This window comes from Agrobacterium vitis (assembly GCF_014926405.1).
Lineage (GTDB): Bacteria > Pseudomonadota > Alphaproteobacteria > Rhizobiales > Rhizobiaceae > Allorhizobium > Allorhizobium vitis_H.
The window spans coordinates 2,682,059-2,698,140 of the sequence record NZ_JACXXJ020000005.1; the positions used below are offsets into that span (position 1 = coordinate 2,682,059).

Consider the following 16,082-nt stretch of genomic DNA (forward strand, 5'->3'; position numbering starts at 1 on the left):
GCAAGATCGCAATATTCGGTCTTTCAGCCGCTCTTAGCCGCAACAAACAGAATGCCTTGGATGGGTTTTCCGCCATCCATGCGAATGACCTCCTGCTGGCTTTCGAGCAGGGTAAAGCCTTTGGCTTCCAGTTCGCAGACCACATAGGCCTCGCTATGCTGGTAGCGCAGCGACTGCGCCAGGCTGAAGCTCTCCTCCCCCAGCTGTTTTTCGACGGAAAAAGCGAAATAGCCGCCCCGTTCCAGAAGATCGGCCGCCAGCCCAAAGACGCCGGACAATGCGCCAAGATACATCAGCACATCAGCTGCCGTCACCAGATCAGCACGCCCCTCGCCCTTTGCAGGACCAAACAGACCGCAGGCCTCCGCATCAAGCGACAAATCCGCGATCGCCAGATCATCGTAGATCTGTTTTTCCCGTGCCTTGGCCAGCATGGCCGACGACAGATCGTAACCCTCAAGATGATCGACCCATGGCCGCAGTTCCATGCCCAGCAGGCCAGTGCCGCAACCGAAATCCACAGTGCGGCGATAGCGCCGGTCCGCACCACCAATCCGTGAAATCATCGCCGCCAGCTTTTTCGGCACCCGGTAGTCCAGCTTGTCCACAAGGGCTGTGTCGAAGCGGTCGGCATAATCATCAAACAGCGCCGCCACATAGCGGCTCGGCGGCTTTTCCGGCATGGCTTGCGCGCCGATCAGCACCAGTTTCAGCCCGGCGGCAAAAACATCCTCGGGGTCGAGTGTCAGCACCTGCCGATAGGCATCCGCTGCCGTCTCGATCAAGCCCGCCTTGGCCCGGTATTCCCCCAGCAGAAACCACCCCGCCACCCACGTCGGCGCGAGTTCCAGCGCCTGTTCCATCAGCTCTGCGGCAGCGGCGTGATCGCCGCTTTCCGAGAGCATCCGGGCATAATCAGCGCGGCGATCAGCGGTGATATCACCGGAGGATCGTTGTCCAGAAGGGAGATGGCCAAAGGCGGGCTGGATGCCATGCATGGATGTCGAACGATCCTCAAAATATGATTTCGGAGCAATGGAGCAAGCCTTGAAAAACGCAAGCGGAATCTTGTCACTGCCAACAACAGCCCTCATCGCGCTTGCACCGCCATAATCCAATGCTTATGTGGGCCTATGCTCAACGGAGCGGGAAACAGGAGACTAGGCCATGACCGATGGCGTGAACAGATTTCTGGGCGATTCGATTGGCCGAACGATCATCAAACTGCTCGTCGTTTCGGTGATCGTCGGCTTTGTCATGCGGATATTCGGCATTTACCCCTATGACATCATCGAGGGTATCCGGCATTTCGTCCTGGATGTCTGGCACAAGGGGTTTGCGGCGCTGGGCCAGTTCGGGGACTATTTGTTGCTGGGTGCCAGTATCGTCATTCCGGTTTTCATCCTGATCCGGCTTCTCAATCTGCGGAAATAACATGCGATCCAAATCCCTCTTGATGCCCCAAGCCGTCTCAACGCAAAAGGCCGTCTCAACGCCAAAGGCTGGCCGCCGCGAGCTTTTGGCGCTGGGCGGCCTTGGCCTTGGAGCCCTGCTGAGCGGCTGCGCCACGCCTTCGCTCAAGCCTTCCGCCCCCTCAGATGTTGAGGACGAGACCGCCGCCTTTCTGCCAATGGTCAACGCACTGCGCCAGAAAAACGGCAAGTCGGTGCTGGTCAATGACCCACAAGCAGCCAAGGCCGCGATGTTCCAGGCCAATCGCATGGCCCAGGCGGAAAAAATGGCGCATCTGATCGGCATGGGCGACAGTTTTGGCGCGCGGATGCGCTCAGGTAATGTCCAGCTTCCAGCCGCTGAAAATGTCGCCATGTTGCAGCAGACGGCGGATGCCGCCATGCAGGCCTGGATCACCTCGTCCCATCATCTGGAAAACATGCTCGGCCCCTATCACGGGCTGGGCGTCGCCGTGGCGCGCATACCGTCACGCGGTAACAAGCCGTATTGGGCCATGGTTCTGTCCGGCACGCCACGTCCAGAGAGCGAAATGGGACCGCCGCCAACTGGCATTCGCTTAAGAATCGGGTGATAAAGGGCTTCGGCGGGCCGTTCCTCGCCTGCTGGAGCCTTTGATGACCATCGCCAATCCCCCCGACCGCGCTTTTCGTGTGACCCATCGCGGCGTGCTGGCCATCGCCATTCCGATGACCATTGGCTATATAACCACGCCGCTTCTGGGCATTACCGATACCGCCGTCATTGGCCGAACCGGCGAAGCGGCAGCGCTTGCGGGCCTGGCAATTGGTGCCGTGCTGTTCGATCTGGTGTTTGCCAGTCTCAATTTCCTGCGCGCCTCCACCACCGCGCTGGTGGCGCAGGCCCATGGTCGTCAGGATGCACGCGATCAGGTCGCGGTGTTCTGTCGCTCCATGATCCTGTCGCTGGGCATTGGGCTGCTGTTGTTGCTGCTATCTCCCTTGCTGCTCAAGGCCGGGCTGGCGCTGATGGGGCCACAGGGACGGGTGGCTGAAGTGACGTCGATCTATTTTTCCACCCGCATCCTGGCCGGGCCGCTGACGCTCGCCAACTTCACCATCATGGGCTTTATCCTGGGGCGCGGCAAAGGCGCGCTGGCGCTTGGCCTGCAAATTGCGCTGAACGGCGTCAATATTCTGCTTTCAATCTATCTTGGTCTTCATCTTGGCTGGGGCGTATCCGGCGTCGCCTGGGGGGCCGTGGCCGGGGAAGCCACCGCCACGCTTGCGGGGTTGGCGATCATTCTGGCCCGCACCGACAAGGCACTGTTTCCGTCCCTGGCCGAATTGCTGGATCGCAACAAGCTCGCCCAATTGTTTGCCCTCAACCGCGATATCCTGATCCGTAGCTTCGTGCTGCTGGCGGCCTTCACGGTATTGACCCGGATCGGCACCGGCTTTGGGGCCGTGACCCTTGCCGCCAATGCGCTGCTGATGAATTTCTTCATGATTGCCTCCTTCTATCTGGATGGCATTGCCAATGCTGCCGAACAGATCGTTGGCCGGGCTGTCGGTGCCCGCTACCGCCCCGCTTTCGACCAGGCCGTCAGGCTCACCAGCCTCTGGTCCTTCGGACTGGCGCTCACCAGCCTGCTGTTTTTCCTGGGCGCAGGTGGAGCGATCATCGACATGATGACGACGGCTGAAGAGGTTCGCCGCGTGGCACGCGAGTTTCTGCCCTGGGCCGCCATGACCGCGATGACCGGGGCGCTGGCCTTCCAGATGGACGGGGTCTTCATCGGGGCCGCCTGGTCTAGCGATATGCGCAATATGATGCTGGCGGCCTTTGCCGGTTATCTTATTGCGCTGGCGCTGTTCGTGCCGCTGCTAGGCAATCACGGACTATGGCTGGCGCTCAACCTGTTTCTGGCGTTTCGCGGCCTTTTCCTGGCGCTGCGGCTCAAAAGCCGCCGCGATCAGACCTTCAGCGCCCGCCAGTAATCAACCCTGCTGTCACGCAGTTGCGCAATCGAGGCAATGCCATCGCGGTCCAGCGCCTGTGACAGGCCCTTGACGATGGAAACGGGCAAGCCCGGCCCTTCATAAACCATGCAGGAATAGAGCTGCACCAGATCGGCACCGGCCTTGATTTTCTCCAGCGCCGTCTGCGCCGAGGAAACACCACCGACGCCAATGATCGGCAGGGTCGCTCCAACCCGGTGGCGCATACGGGCCAGCACCGCCGTCGATTTCTCGAACAAGGGCTTGCCCGACAATCCGCCCGCCTCGCCCGCCTGCCTTGTATCCGCCAGGCCATCGCGCGACAGCGTGGTGTTAGAGACGATCAACCCATCCAGATCGCGGGCCAGAACCACTTCAGCAATGTCATCCATGCCTTCCTCGGTCAGATCAGGGGCGATCTTCAGAAAGACCGGCACCCGACGGCCCGCCTTGGCCGCCTCATCGGCGCGGGCGGCCAGCACCGCATCCAGCAAGTGACCGAGACTATCCTTTGCCTGCAAATCTCGCAGGCCCGGCGTGTTGGGCGAGGAAATATTAGCGGTGAAATAGCTGGCCAGCGGATAAAAGCGCCGAATGCCCGTGACATAATCGGCAATCCGGTCCTCGGCATCCTTGTTGGCGCCAATATTGATGCCGACCACGCCCGGCTTGCCTGATCGCGCCTTCAGCCTGGCAAAGGCCGCCTCATGCCCTTCATTATTAAATCCGAGACGATTGATGACGGCTTCATCGCGGACCAACCGGAAAATCCGGGGCTTGGGATTACCGCCCTGCGGCTTTGGTGTCAGCGTTCCCACTTCTGCAAAGCCGAAGCCGAGACCCAGCAATTCGTCCGGCACTTCAGCGTTTTTGTCATAGCCTGCCGCCATGCCGAGCGGGTTGGGAAAATGCAGACCAGCAACAGTCTGCGCCAACCGGGGATCGTCCGGCAAGTGGCATTTCGGCATCAGACTGGTTTTTAACCCGGCAATCGACAGGCCATGGGCGGTTTCGGCGTCGAACAAAAACAGGCCCGGGCGGGCGAAACGCTTGAACGGATCGATCATGCCATCTCCTCCGGAAACTGGTGCAGGCCGTCTTTTCCAAGCGGCAGCGGTTTTTCCCATAAAACAGCGGAGAGCGGCAAGGGTGCATAAAGATGCGGAAACAGCGCGCCGCCGCGTGAGGGTTCAAATATCAGGGCCGCTCCCAGTGCCTCCCCATCGACCGCGACCAGCAACAGGTCTTGTTGTCCGGCAAAATGCAATCTTGCGGTGTCCTTCGCCTGGATCGCAGTGGAAAAATGGATGAAACCGTCCTGGAGATCGATTGGCGCACCGGCAAACACACCATCGGCACGGGCCTTTTGCCAGAGGGCGTCTGGCACGATCTTGTAGATTGCATTTGCCATGATGTCATCCTTATCGCGATCTTGGGACACGAGCGTTGCGCCGGTTTGCCCCAACAGCAACGTCTTGTCCACGCCAGACAGCATCAGACGGCGGAAATGAACCGAATTCGTCCCCTATGGCGGGCCATCACATAGCCCTGGAGTGACTGGCATCAATATATCAAAGCACACTCCAGGCATGATCATTTTCGTAACCGCCATTTTCGGCTTGATGTATTGTTCACCCAAAGCAATCTATGGTATTATTTAATTCCTGACCCAACCCTATGAATAGAATGCTATCTTGCATCCCTTCAGCACAGGATTAGAGCCGGGAATTGGGCGATCGGACGCCGGCCTCGGTGTTCCCGCTTGCACAAACAGCAGAACAAACGTTAAACTAACATCCCGACGCGACAGACGCGAGCGGTGCTGCACAACGAAAGCTCTTGGGAGGGGGCAGACGATGGCTGAGCAAACAATCATTATCGCGGACGATCATCCCTTGTTTCGCGGCGCGCTTCGGCAAGCCGTGAGCGGCATGGATGGCAGGCAGGACATTGTCGAAGCTGGCGATTTCGAGGCGGCCCGACTGGCGGCGGATCAGCATCCGGATGCCGATGTTCTTCTGCTCGATCTGGCCATGCCAGGCGTCAGCGGCTTTTCCGGCCTGATGGCCTTGCGCGCGGAGTTTTCCAGCCTGCCGATCATTATCTGTTCGGCCACCGACGATTGCGCCACGATCCGCCGCTCGCTGGAGCTTGGCGCTTCCGGTTTCATTTCCAAATCCTCTGGCATCGATGACATTCGCTCCGCGATCCAGACCGTGCTTAACGGCGATATCTTCACGCCTTCATCCTATGTCGAGGATCAGGAACAGGACCCTGAGCTGGCCGATATCATGGCACGGCTGCGCACACTGACCCCTCAGCAGAACCGGGTGCTCGGCATGTTGTGCGAAGGCTTGCTGAACAAGCAGATCGCCTATGAACTCAGCGTTTCCGAAGCCACGATCAAGGCGCATGTCTCCGCCATTCTGCTCAAGCTCAAGGTCGATAGCCGAACCCAGGCGGTCATCCAACTGGGGCGGCTCAATATGGCCATGGTCGCTTGAGGGCAGGACTGGCTTTCATCTTCCTCGCCTGATGCCGATCTGCCCGCTCTCCTCAAGTCCGCATCGTCGTGGCATGAGGCGAGTTGGGCTTTGTGCGCAGAAACAGGAACAATCGAGGATTTTATTCCTCCAAGATCTTTACTCTCGACCGCATTTGGCCGATATATGGCGAGGTGGGTCGAAGCCGTTTGTCGACGGCTGATAAATGCCGGGGTTTGGCGGGATATGCTTTCACACGAGACAATCTGGAATGCGATTGACCGGCTTGCCGAGCAGTATCATTTGACGCCGTCCGGGCTGGCACGAAAGGCCGGCCTTGATCCAACCTCGTTCAACAAGTCCAAGCGGGTCGGGCCGGATGGACGTATGCGCTGGCCATCGACCGAATCCATCGCCAAGGTGCTGGAAGCGACAGGTGCGCGGATCGATCAATTCGTCACGCTGATCGGCAATGATCACCATCATGGCAATGCCGTTCACGACACATTGCCGGATGGCAATTTTCCGCCGCAGATCGGCACGATTCCACTGCTTGGCTTGGCCCAGGCGGGCTCGGGCGGGTTTTTCGACGATGGCGGTTTTCCGGCCGGACAAGGCTGGGATCTGGTGGATTTACCGACTTCCGCCAAGCCAGGCGTCTATGCCCTGGAAATTCAGGGCGACAGTATGAAGCCACTTTATCGCGATGGCGACATTCTGATCGTCGAGCCAGGAGCGCCTGTGCGCCGGGGCGACCGGGTCGTCGTCAAAACCTGCGATGGCGAGGTCATGGCCAAGGTACTGGGCCGCCAGACGGCGCGGACCGTCGATCTCATTTCGATCAATCCAGACCATCCGAACCGGGTATTGGATATGCAGGACGTCGAATGGATCGCCCGAATCATCTGGGTCAGCCAGTAGGAATTATTTGCCATTCATCGATTTTTTGCGGGGGCCTGCTGAGGCAGAATGCCAGCCTCTTGAAACGGCAGAGGGCAATCGCCATTCTTCAAGACGAACCGGTCTTCGGCCATATCCAGATGGCCCATAAGATAAGCCCAATACGATAAAGCAAATGACAGGAACAGAATTTCCATGACCCCCCAGGTGACCCTTCAGGATGCCCTGATTTTCGCAATGGTGATGACCTCGGCCGTCGACAATGCCATGGATGACCGGGAACTTGAGCGGATCGGCAATCTGGTCTCCAGCACGCCGGTCTTTGAAGGCTTCGATAAAAGCGCCGTCTTGGATGTGGCCAGACGCTGCGCGACCATGCTGGCTGGGCCGGAAGGACTGGACATCACCCTGGAAACCATCCGCGACGCGCTGCCGGAGCGCCTTTACGATACGGCCTATGCACTGGCCGTCGAAGTTGCCGCCGTTGATCATACCGTTCTGCCGGAGGAAATCCGCCTGCTGCAATTGCTGCGGGATCGTCTTGGCCTGGACAAGTTGACCTGCGCGGCCATCGAGCGCAGCGCCATTGCGCGCTATCGCAAGCCATAAAACACCTGCTTGAGATATTTCAGTAAAATCCCTCGGCAAAATACCGGCGGGACAATTCGTCCAGCCTCCCCTTGCGCGACAGGGAGACCAGCGCATAGTCAAAGGCGGCGGCCAGAAAGCCGTCTTCCTTGCGCACCATGATGGTCATGCCTTCGCCAAGAAACTGCTGTGACAGGAAAGGCCCGCCAAGAAAAGCGCAGCATTGGGCGGATGAGGCACTGGCCAGCCAAAACGAGAGCTGCAATCCATCGGCGAAGGCCGCCTGGATTTTTTTCTGTTTCAGCGCATCCATCAAGGCGGCCTGATCGGCAAAACCCACCGGCGTGATCGCCGGGAAAAATGCCTTCAGCATGGCTTCCTGCGCCGTGCCAGTGACGATGCCAACCGGCTTTCCGGCCAATGCCGCAGGCGTATCGGCCTTGCCGAGATTGTCACGCGGCACAACGAAACGGGCCGGCAACATCAGATAAGGTCTGGAAAAGGCAAAATCCCGCCGCAACCCTGCCGTCACCGCCATGCCCGCCACCGCAGCATCGCCATGCTTGCTCAGCAACGCGATCTCCATATCGGAAAAGGGCACGGCCTGAACCTCGCATTTCGCCTCGACATCCAGTTCGCGGCAGATCTCCCGTACCAGATCGATATTATAGCCGGTCAAATGGCCGGTCTGATCAAGAAAACTGAAAGGTGGAAAATCCACCGTGGTGAGAAACCGCAATCGCAGCAGCACCGATAGATCCGGCTTCGGCAACCGCGCCCGCGCATCGAACAGGACCGGCACCGATTGCTGGGATGGAAGCGCCTGTGCCTGAACGGGCAAGGGTGCGAGACCCAGGGATAGAAAAGGGAGCACACCACGGGTCAAAGCAGCCAATACAGTGATTGCCTTCATGCGCCCCTTGGTTTTCAGGGATGTAACTTTCAACCGGCTCATTATCATCGCTTTCGGGCAGGCAAATGGGGTGTGAGGTACGGTTATTGTTTAGCAAAAGAATCGCGGCGAGGAAACGCGCCGCGCCATTTTCACATATATCCTCTTTTTCATTTTCCCTTTCCACGCCTGAACCGCCCCTGCTGCGATCCTCCGTCGATCTGGTCGAACGGTTCGGCGAGGAAGTGCTCGTGCTGAAGCAGCTTGGGCTTCCAAAGCCGCTCCTGTCGCGTCTCATTCAGCAGGCGCTTGCCCATGGCACATCGATAGAGCAGGAATTGCTGGCCACTGGCGACATGGAGGCGCAGGACTATTACGCCGCCCTCGCCCGGCATCTCGACCTGCCCTTTCTGCCCGTGCTTCCGGTGGAGCAGGTCCTCTATTCCGACCACATGGACAGCCAATTGCGTAAGCCGGGCCTATTGCGGCTGCATGACAAAGTCCGCGCGCCGATCACCGTCATCGTTCCAGAGGCACGGCAATTCCATGTCTTGAAGGAGCGGCTCGCGCATGCTCCGGATTTGCGAGCATCGCTTGCCATCACCACGCCGAGAGCCCTTTCTGGCGCTATCTGGCAGGCTGGCGCCCGACACCGCGTGGAAAAAGCCACGGCACATCTGTTCGATACGGCACCACTGTCCTCGGCGCGCATGGTCTTGACCGGCAAACAAGGTTTCTGGCTGGGATCTCTGCTGACGGCGACACTCGCCGCCTGTTCCACCTTTGGCTATGACGCGCTGGCGGTGATGCATATTCTGACATCGCTGCTTTATCTTTGCATGCTCGCCTTTCGAGCCGCGACCCTGGCCTATCGAATCGGAGCGAGCGATCCCCCGCCCGTCTTGCCCGCCTCGGTGGAGCTTCCGGTCTATACCGTTCTTGTGGCGCTTTACCGGGAAAGCAGCATGATCCCGCAATTGATAGACGGGCTGCGGCGGCTGGACTGGCCGGTTTCCAGGCTGGATATCAAGCTTGTCTGCGAAGCCGACGACCTGGACACGCTGGGCGCGCTGGCAGAAGCCGACATACCAGCCCATATCGAGATCGTCCCAACCCCGCCGATTGGGCCGCGCACCAAGCCGAAGGCACTCAGCTATGCGCTGTCAGGCGCACGTGGTGATTTCCTGGTCCTCTATGATGCAGAGGATCGTCCGCATCCCGCCCAACTCAAGGAGGCCTATGCCCATTTCCTGTCCCGCCCACCTGAAGTGGCCTGCCTGCAAGCGCCGCTGATCATCGCCAATGGCGATGAAAGCTGGATTAGTGCCTTGTTTGCGCTCGAATACGCGGCTTTGTTTCGAGGCACCCTGCCAATGCTTGCCTATCATGGCATGCCCTTGCCGCTCGGCGGGACGTCCAACCATTTCCGTATCGAGGCCTTGAAGGATGTCGGTGCCTGGGACCCCTATAATGTTACAGAGGATGCCGACCTCGGCCTGCGGCTGTTCCGGGCCGGCTACCGCTGTGAAACGATCACCCGGCAAACCCTTGAAGATGCACCCGTCAGCAGCCGCATCTGGATGGGCCAGCGCAGCCGATGGTTCAAGGGCTGGCTACAGACATGGCTGATCGTCATGCGCGAACCGCGCGTCGCCTGCAAGGAAATGGGGGGATCGGCCTTTGCCGTCTTTCATCTGATGATTGGCGGCATGCTGCTATCATCGCTGAGCCATCCCGCCCTTCTGCTATTCCTGACCATGACCGTCTACAGCATGGCCAACCCGCCTGCCACTGGCATTCCCCTGCGCGACCTGACGGTGTTCTGGATCGACCTGGTGAATATTCTCGGCAGTTACCTGATTTTCCTCGCACTCGGCCGTGCCGCTATGACCGAATTCGAGCGCCGCCGCATCGGCAGACGCTATCTGTTCATTCCGCTCTATTGGCTGATGACGTCCATCGCCGCCTGGCGGGCGATGATCGAGCTGAAAACCAAGCCATTTTTCTGGAACAAGACCCCGCATGCGCCGAGAGGCAACGAACGAAACCGAAAAGCACAGCCGAACAAGGGTATTGTTTAGAGCATCGAACCGAAAGTTAAGAACCGGTTTTCGGATGAATCCGATACGTAAACAAAAACGTATACGAAGGGTCATTGAAGATGACTCTTCGTATTCCGTTCGAAAACATCTCAAGCCGTGCAAGCATTTGAGATATTTTCAATTTCTCAAGTCGAGGATGCATCAGCATGTCAGAGACATGGTATTATACCAAGTGTCATATTCAATCACTTGATTGATACAACGAAAACAGCGCACTTATTTTTTGCCCACCAGCACGCCGCTGCCCGGCACCTTGGTCAGTGTATTTGTGGTGATGTGCGGAAAGGTGATCTCGGTCGGTGCGTCACCAGGTTTCAGGACGATCGGGATCTTTAGCATGATGGTCTGAGAATATTGCAGCTGATCGAACTGGCCGTTACCGGTATCTTCGATCCAGTAGGTCGCGTAATATTGCGTCACATCAGCGCGTTCCTGTTCGTAGTTGATGTTGGCGACGGCACCACCACCTTGATCCGAATTGACGTCGAGTTGAACGAATTGCTTAATCGGCAGGGAGACGGCCAGCGCATCCTTTAGCGGCTGATTGGGGTTCTGCGCATAGACCGGGTTGAGGTTCTGCACCGACTGGCGTATGTAGACGCCGGTATCGATACTCCCGGCAGGCAGCACCTGCGGCGGCGGGCCAATCATCGGGGCACCCTGCTGCACCGGGCTCGCACCGACAGTACCGCAGGCGAGCACAGAATTACCGTGCGGCACGGAAATCTGTTTGAAGATGTTGTAAGGCAATTCGGGTGGCACCGTGCCGAATGTCTGCATGCCCGCCGCTAACCCGTCGCCGTCGCCGTAAGGCCCGAGTTGCTGCGCCTCCGGCGTAAGAAAACCCCAAATGCCGTTTTCGAAATGCACCAGAGTGTCCTTGTCCGGGCCGTCCGAAATATAAACCCGCTGCTCATAGAGCAGAGCGTGGGAGATCTGGCTGCCTGTACCCCCGCGATTCGGCGCCGTGCCATGAACCGCCGAGAACGTTATTTCCTCATAATAAGACATGCTCTTCAGGATATAACCGAACGGCGATTGAGTAGGATCACTGGGATCGGCAGTGGGTGACTGTGGCAGCGTCATCAGATTGTAGGAGAACGGATTTTCCGGTCCGCCACGGCCGGAGGCGCCAATATTTTGGTTGGTCCAGGTGCCGATGAGATATTTGAGCGCGCCAACCGACATGGTTTCGGCGTGTGGGTTCGCCTGGGCTGGCTCGTTGATCAACGGCAGGCTGAGCGTCGGCGGCACCACTGGCTGTACCGGATCAACGAACTGCCCCTGTTGCCCGCCACCGATGCGCCCTGCCGTAGTTTCTACCGTGGCTTCCATCCATAAATCCTTATGGTTGAATATTATAAATAACTCTCCCATTGGTCGTATTGATCGAAACAGAACGTGTCAACGACATCAACACTCATTAATTGTTATGATGCCATTGAATTCCATCAAAAGTGGTGGTGAGGTTTATCCAGATGGTCATGCTCAGGCCGAGCTGCAACGGTCCGGACCGTCTGGAAACCCCATCATAATTCACTCCTGCAAGGCAAGCACAACCTGTTGGTATTGCACAGCTGCTCGTCATATCAAGGGTCATTGAAAATGGCAGTTGGTATTGCCTTTGCAAACATCTCAAGCCGTGCCAAGCATTTGAGATATTTGCAATGCCTTCAAGGCGAGGATGCGTCAGCATCTTCGAGACTTGGTATAAGAAGCGTATAAACGCGAATTCGATCCTTCCATGCCCGAAAAAAGCGGCATTGACTCCTCTCAAAAAATAGAACATAAACAGAACAATTGAGAGGTCATCAACATGTCTGAAGCCGAAAAAATCATCGTCGTTCAGTTTAAAAAGAATCGCGCTGGCATCGTACCGGGCGATATGCGTCCAGCATCAAGCGTCGCTTCTGCGGAGAAAATAGCTGGCGCAATGGCCGATCGCTACATTGGCGTTGCCGCATACGCTGTCACTATCGATGAAGAAAACGGAAGCATGACGAACCCCCGCTTGCTCGTATCGCACGGACAGATTTCGGATCTTATGCCCGATTGACGTAATCGCGTCTAAAAGGAATGGCACGTCGTGTCATTAATGGCATGCCAGTCTGGCAGGCGGCCCGCAACTTTGGTGTCTGTACCAAGATCGTCCGGCGGTGAACGGATCGCTTCCGGCAGGGCGACAGCGAGGCCATGGCGGATCGCTCGTCCAGGCCGCATACAAGCCCCAGGATGACGGATCAGGCGCTGACAAGCCGCATCATCACGCTGCGCCGCCAACGCCTGACCGGAGCAAGCACATCGCCATCGAAACGGGCGTGTCACCGGCAACGGTCAGCCGTGTCCTGAAGCGTGCCGGGCTCTCACGCATCAGAAATATCGACAGCGCCTCTCACCCTATATGGCGCACAAAGGTTCGCTGTCGCGCTTTATATCTGCTGTATAATTTTCTCTTTAAGCCGGTTCCGGTTTAAGGAATTATGCAGTAGCTCCCCTGCAAACGTGTAGGCGATGGAAACGCGAGCGGGTGTAGTTTCCGAAACAGTCGATGCCACCGACTCGATAGAGGCCGTCCAAAATCTGGCAACACACACCACATCAAAGATGACAAAACGCTACGCCAGAGGCGACGGATTGGAAATGAGTCGAAAAGTGTCCGTTGCCCGCGCCGAACAGCGCAAGTGACACGGACTGACACGAGTGACACAGATTTCTTGTAAGTTATTGAATTTTCTGGAGCGGGTGAAGGGAATCGAACCCTCGTATTCAGCTTGGGAAGCTCCAGCTAAGACATGTAAATCAATTCGTTACCTGTAAAACATTGCCTGCATCCATTACAAATCCCGTAATCATTTCAATAGGGCTGTAAAACGAAATTCGGCAAAGCCCCTGTCTCAACCCTTCGTGAAAGAGCCGCTGGCGTGCATCGTTCTATTTTGCCAGCAGAACATTTAAGCGATGTCCATTTCCCCGTTTCCAACGATAATTTACCAGAACCGACGGACGGTGGGTGTTGTGCAGCGACCGGCATAACCGGTTATAGCCGCAGCCAACGACGGAACGCCGACACAGGCGATCGCCGCGCGTCTTTTAATGTATCGACCAGATGCCGCAAGACCGACGATGCTATCCGGGACGCAGCATCGCAAACCGCACGCCACTTAAGGCCTTCACGAACGCGCTGAGAAAAAATCTGAACCATCACCGGAAACGTGAAGTGAGGAATGCCGACAGAAACATTAAAACGAGGCATAAATCCTCTGAGTAATGTGGCCACCCGATCCCACTCCAAAATACCGCACTATCAAAAGGAACCCCTTTCGGTAAAAGCAGTCGAAAGAATATGATCAAAATCTTCGATAAGTCTTGAACGGCTTACCTTCTTTATCCCATCTTTCCATCCGGTTTTTTATTTAATAAAAATCGAAAATTAAAATATAAATCCTCAAAATACATCCAAAAATTCATAATAATATTTTACACAATTCCAAATTGTAGAAGACGTCATAGATATTCTTCATCTTCACACGAAATCGTGACTTTTCTCGGTCGCAACTGACATTGCAAATGTCGGTAAAAGCAAACATTGTGACACTATGAGTTGATGGGGCACATCGTAAAACTCATTTCCAGACTTTATAATATACATGAAGGATGAATAGTTTTCATCCTTTTCTTCGCCTATATTTCTGTTCAATTATAAATGAGCGTTTTACGACACTCGTGGGAGGAGTATTGTGAATGTACACAGCACGCCGTTAGATTCCACTACAGAACAAGTCTCTTCTGATGAACACCGAATTGAACAATTCGGCGACGAGAATAGCTCGTTGTCAGATGATCGCGAAAATGACGCCGTTGAACTGATGTCGCCAATCAAAAACAGGCAGAACATTATTTGGATCGCGTCCTATCCAAAATCCGGAAATACCTGGGTTCGTGTTTTCGTCCATAATCTGCTGAGGGAGTTGCGCGGCGAAACCCAGGGCTCACAAGATATCAATGACCTGGGTCGCTATGCCATTTGGGAGCACAGCTATCCTCATTATACTCAAATCCTCGGCAAGGCGCCAACGCGTGCGACAACCGAAGAGATGGCCAAGGCGAGACCTGCGGCGCAGGCTTTGATTTCTAGGCAACAGCAGGGTCTTTCGCTGACCAAAACGCACCTCTGTTTTGGAACTGATTACGGTGCTCCAACCATCAATCTGGATGTCACTCTGGCTGCCATCTATATCGTCCGCAATCCACTGGATGTGGCTATTTCCTATGCGCATCACTGCTCCCGTTCCATAGACGCTATTATCGCGGACATGGCTCAGCCCGGTTTTCGAACACTTCCCACCGAAAAACACGTTGGTGAGATACTCGGGAGTTGGAGCCAGAATGTCGCCAGTTGGATGGGGGTCGCATCTCGGCCCGTTCATATAATGCGCTACGAAGACATGTTGGCCAATCCCCACCGCGTGTTTGGCGGGTTAGCTGTTTTTCTCGGGTTGCATCCGACTGAAAAGCAGCTTCGAGATGCTGTAGAGAAGTCTTCCTTTGCTGAATTGGCCAAGCAAGAAACCGAACAAGGATTTAAAGAAAAGCCACAGCATTCAGAGCGCTTCTTCAGGGAGGGCCGAGCCGGGCAATGGCGGGAGACTTTATCAACTGCGCAGGTTCGTAAGGTGCTAGTAGACCATGAGCCGATTATGCAGCGGATGAATTATCTGGCACCGAATGCCGGCATACAATCGAAAAGACTATGAAGAGATTCCTCAGTATATTTCGAAATTCATTGAAATTTCGTTGGCGGCAGAAAATTAATAAAGGGAACCACAATGTGTTCTGATATCTCTATTGAAAAATTGTCGCTTTTCAGAGGTCTTTCCATTTTTTATCCAAGCGATGAATTTATCAAAATATTTAGAGAAAAATGGAAATTGAAAACAGAATTTCTCTCGAATGATGAAAAAATAGTTTGGATCGGGTCTCCCGATTTTCGCTTTAGTTTGATTTCCTTTGGTCCTGGGGTGATCCATTTTTACTTTGCAACATGCGTAATATTGGCGCTATACCTAAATATATTTAAGGATATTAAAGAAATTTTAATTATTAATTTAGTATTTTTATTGATATTTTTCCTTTTAATTTCTACGATAATATCGATTGCACGAAGATTTTTTGGGGTAGTTTACTGCCTTACTGACAAAAGACTTTGTATTTTGTATTGTTATGGCATTAAAGATATATTTGGGTTTGAATTTAAAAATAGTATAAATATGAAGTTTGATGGATATGTATATTTTGATTTAAAAACGCTTACTGATGTAACTTGCACTAAATTAATAAATTACGACTTTGGTTCCGTATTTTTTGGGGGTTCTATACAAGAATTTCCGGCCGGAAAATTGAAAATAAGCAAAAACTCGATAGGAAAAATTAAAAACATTAGCTTTAGCGTAAATATAATACTTCAAAAATTTTATTTTGGTTATAGTACCATCACAAAATTGGTCGCAATACGTAAATTTTCGAAATTTATATCTATATTTGATGAGCTTCGGCAATTGAGGTCGCAGTCCGACGAAGAGATTTTACTAAGAACGGTTGAAGCCAACTGAAGATTTAATTGAAATCGTCCCAAGTGGAGATAAATGTGGCCAAAGTAGAAGTTTCCGACATAGTAGGCGCGGTTGAA

15 protein-coding genes and 1 pseudogene are annotated in these 16,082 nt (G+C 54.9%); 11 read left to right on the plus strand and 5 right to left on the minus strand.

Going from position 1 to position 16,082, the window contains the following annotated elements:
- Positions 1-23: 23 nt before the first annotated feature.
- A complete protein-coding gene (locus tag IEI95_RS23765) occupies positions 24-998 on the minus strand; it encodes a class I SAM-dependent methyltransferase (RefSeq protein WP_156531605.1) in 975 nt (324 codons plus the stop codon).
- A gap of 169 nt (positions 999-1,167) precedes the next feature.
- Between IEI95_RS23765 and IEI95_RS23770 the strand changes: the two genes are divergently transcribed.
- From IEI95_RS23770 to IEI95_RS23780, 3 genes are read left to right on the plus strand one after another with little or no spacing between them, the layout of a single operon-like run.
- Positions 1,168-1,434 (plus strand): DUF6460 domain-containing protein, encoded by a 267-nt coding sequence (locus IEI95_RS23770; protein WP_087727225.1) that lies wholly within the window; start codon positions 1,168-1,170, stop codon positions 1,432-1,434.
- A 22-nt stretch (positions 1,435-1,456) separates the two neighbouring features.
- Positions 1,457-2,044 carry a CAP domain-containing protein gene (locus IEI95_RS23775; protein WP_156531604.1) on the plus strand — a complete coding sequence of 196 codons (588 nt, stop codon included), beginning with the start codon at positions 1,457-1,459 and terminating at the stop codon, positions 2,042-2,044.
- Between the two features lie 40 nt (positions 2,045-2,084).
- Positions 2,085-3,431: an MATE family efflux transporter gene (locus tag IEI95_RS23780; protein WP_420360074.1), complete on the plus strand. Its 1,347-nt coding sequence runs from the start codon at positions 2,085-2,087 to the stop codon at positions 3,429-3,431.
- On the opposite strand, the gene IEI95_RS23785 is transcribed toward IEI95_RS23780, so the two are convergent.
- Both IEI95_RS23785 and IEI95_RS23790 read right to left on the minus strand, forming a co-directional pair.
- Complete coding sequence (locus IEI95_RS23785; RefSeq protein WP_156531386.1) at positions 3,407-4,498, minus strand: quinone-dependent dihydroorotate dehydrogenase; 1,092 nt, start codon at positions 4,496-4,498, stop codon at positions 3,407-3,409. The two genes, IEI95_RS23780 and IEI95_RS23785, sit on opposite strands and share 25 nt — an antisense overlap.
- Positions 4,495-4,842 (minus strand): DUF952 domain-containing protein, encoded by a 348-nt coding sequence (locus tag IEI95_RS23790; RefSeq protein WP_156531385.1) that lies wholly within the window; start codon positions 4,840-4,842, stop codon positions 4,495-4,497. The genes IEI95_RS23785 and IEI95_RS23790 overlap by 4 nt, the downstream gene beginning before the upstream one ends.
- Before the next feature lie 445 nt (positions 4,843-5,287).
- On the opposite strand from IEI95_RS23790, the gene IEI95_RS23795 reads away from it, so the two are divergent.
- From IEI95_RS23795 to IEI95_RS23805, 3 genes are all read left to right on the plus strand, one after another.
- Complete coding sequence (locus IEI95_RS23795) at positions 5,288-5,935, plus strand: response regulator transcription factor (RefSeq protein ID WP_015914842.1); 648 nt, start codon at positions 5,288-5,290, stop codon at positions 5,933-5,935.
- 225 nt (positions 5,936-6,160) lie between these two features.
- On the plus strand, positions 6,161-6,835 hold the full coding sequence (locus tag IEI95_RS23800) for a S24 family peptidase (RefSeq protein WP_156531384.1): 675 nt from the start codon (positions 6,161-6,163) through the stop codon (positions 6,833-6,835).
- Positions 6,836-7,009: 174 nt separating this feature from the next.
- Positions 7,010-7,423, plus strand: coding sequence for a tellurite resistance TerB family protein (locus tag IEI95_RS23805; RefSeq protein ID WP_156531383.1), 414 nt, complete (start codon positions 7,010-7,012; stop codon positions 7,421-7,423).
- Between the two features lie 19 nt (positions 7,424-7,442).
- Here the strand turns inward: IEI95_RS23805 and IEI95_RS23810 are convergent, their stop codons facing one another.
- The gene (locus IEI95_RS23810) at positions 7,443-8,357 is read right to left on the minus strand and encodes a transporter substrate-binding domain-containing protein (RefSeq protein ID WP_156531382.1); all 915 of its coding nucleotides are present in this window, start codon (positions 8,355-8,357) and stop codon (positions 7,443-7,445) included.
- Positions 8,358-8,545: 188 nt separating this feature from the next.
- On the opposite strand from IEI95_RS23810, the gene IEI95_RS23815 reads away from it, so the two are divergent.
- Entirely contained in the window at positions 8,546-10,375 is a 1,830-nt protein-coding gene (locus IEI95_RS23815; protein ID WP_234934261.1) for a glycosyltransferase family 2 protein, read from the plus strand.
- A 237-nt stretch (positions 10,376-10,612) separates the two neighbouring features.
- On the opposite strand, the gene IEI95_RS23820 is transcribed toward IEI95_RS23815, so the two are convergent.
- Positions 10,613-11,731, minus strand: a complete 1,119-nt coding sequence (locus IEI95_RS23820; RefSeq protein WP_156531380.1) for a heme-binding protein — start codon at positions 11,729-11,731, stop codon at positions 10,613-10,615.
- 481 nt (positions 11,732-12,212) lie between these two features.
- On the opposite strand from IEI95_RS23820, the gene IEI95_RS23825 reads away from it, so the two are divergent.
- From IEI95_RS23825 to IEI95_RS23840, 4 genes and pseudogenes are all read left to right on the plus strand, one after another.
- The gene (locus IEI95_RS23825; protein WP_015914836.1) at positions 12,213-12,452 is read left to right on the plus strand and encodes a hypothetical protein; all 240 of its coding nucleotides are present in this window, start codon (positions 12,213-12,215) and stop codon (positions 12,450-12,452) included.
- Between the two features lie 20 nt (positions 12,453-12,472).
- Positions 12,473-12,786 (plus strand): annotated as a pseudogene (locus IEI95_RS23830) (leucine zipper domain-containing protein); the annotation flags it as partial.
- 1,347 nt (positions 12,787-14,133) lie between these two features.
- Positions 14,134-15,150 (plus strand): sulfotransferase domain-containing protein, encoded by a 1,017-nt coding sequence (locus IEI95_RS23835; protein WP_194417100.1) that lies wholly within the window; start codon positions 14,134-14,136, stop codon positions 15,148-15,150.
- 72 nt (positions 15,151-15,222) lie between these two features.
- Positions 15,223-16,005 (plus strand): hypothetical protein, encoded by a 783-nt coding sequence (locus tag IEI95_RS23840; RefSeq protein ID WP_194417101.1) that lies wholly within the window; start codon positions 15,223-15,225, stop codon positions 16,003-16,005.
- The last annotated feature ends 77 nt before the right edge of the window (positions 16,006-16,082 follow it).

What these genes read in the sequence shown, in the direction of transcription:
- IEI95_RS23765 (WP_156531605.1), bottom strand. Translation starts at nt 998, where the DNA reads ATGCATGGCATCCAGCCCGCCTTTGGCCATCTCCCTTCTGGACAACGA.
- IEI95_RS23770 (WP_087727225.1), top strand. Translation starts at nt 1,168, where the DNA reads ATGACCGATGGCGTGAACAGATTTCTGGGCGATTCGATTGGCCGAACG.
- IEI95_RS23775 (WP_156531604.1), top strand. Translation starts at nt 1,457, where the DNA reads ATGCCCCAAGCCGTCTCAACGCAAAAGGCCGTCTCAACGCCAAAGGCT.
- IEI95_RS23785 (WP_156531386.1), bottom strand. Translation starts at nt 4,498, where the DNA reads ATGATCGATCCGTTCAAGCGTTTCGCCCGCCCGGGCCTGTTTTTGTTC.
- IEI95_RS23790 (WP_156531385.1), bottom strand. Translation starts at nt 4,842, where the DNA reads ATGGCAAATGCAATCTACAAGATCGTGCCAGACGCCCTCTGGCAAAAG.
- IEI95_RS23795 (WP_015914842.1), top strand. Translation starts at nt 5,288, where the DNA reads ATGGCTGAGCAAACAATCATTATCGCGGACGATCATCCCTTGTTTCGC.
- IEI95_RS23800 (WP_156531384.1), top strand. Translation starts at nt 6,161, where the DNA reads ATGCTTTCACACGAGACAATCTGGAATGCGATTGACCGGCTTGCCGAG.
- IEI95_RS23805 (WP_156531383.1), top strand. Translation starts at nt 7,010, where the DNA reads ATGACCCCCCAGGTGACCCTTCAGGATGCCCTGATTTTCGCAATGGTG.
- IEI95_RS23810 (WP_156531382.1), bottom strand. Translation starts at nt 8,357, where the DNA reads ATGAGCCGGTTGAAAGTTACATCCCTGAAAACCAAGGGGCGCATGAAG.
- IEI95_RS23820 (WP_156531380.1), bottom strand. Translation starts at nt 11,731, where the DNA reads ATGGAAGCCACGGTAGAAACTACGGCAGGGCGCATCGGTGGCGGGCAA.
- IEI95_RS23825 (WP_015914836.1), top strand. Translation starts at nt 12,213, where the DNA reads ATGTCTGAAGCCGAAAAAATCATCGTCGTTCAGTTTAAAAAGAATCGC.
- IEI95_RS23840 (WP_194417101.1), top strand. Translation starts at nt 15,223, where the DNA reads ATGTGTTCTGATATCTCTATTGAAAAATTGTCGCTTTTCAGAGGTCTT.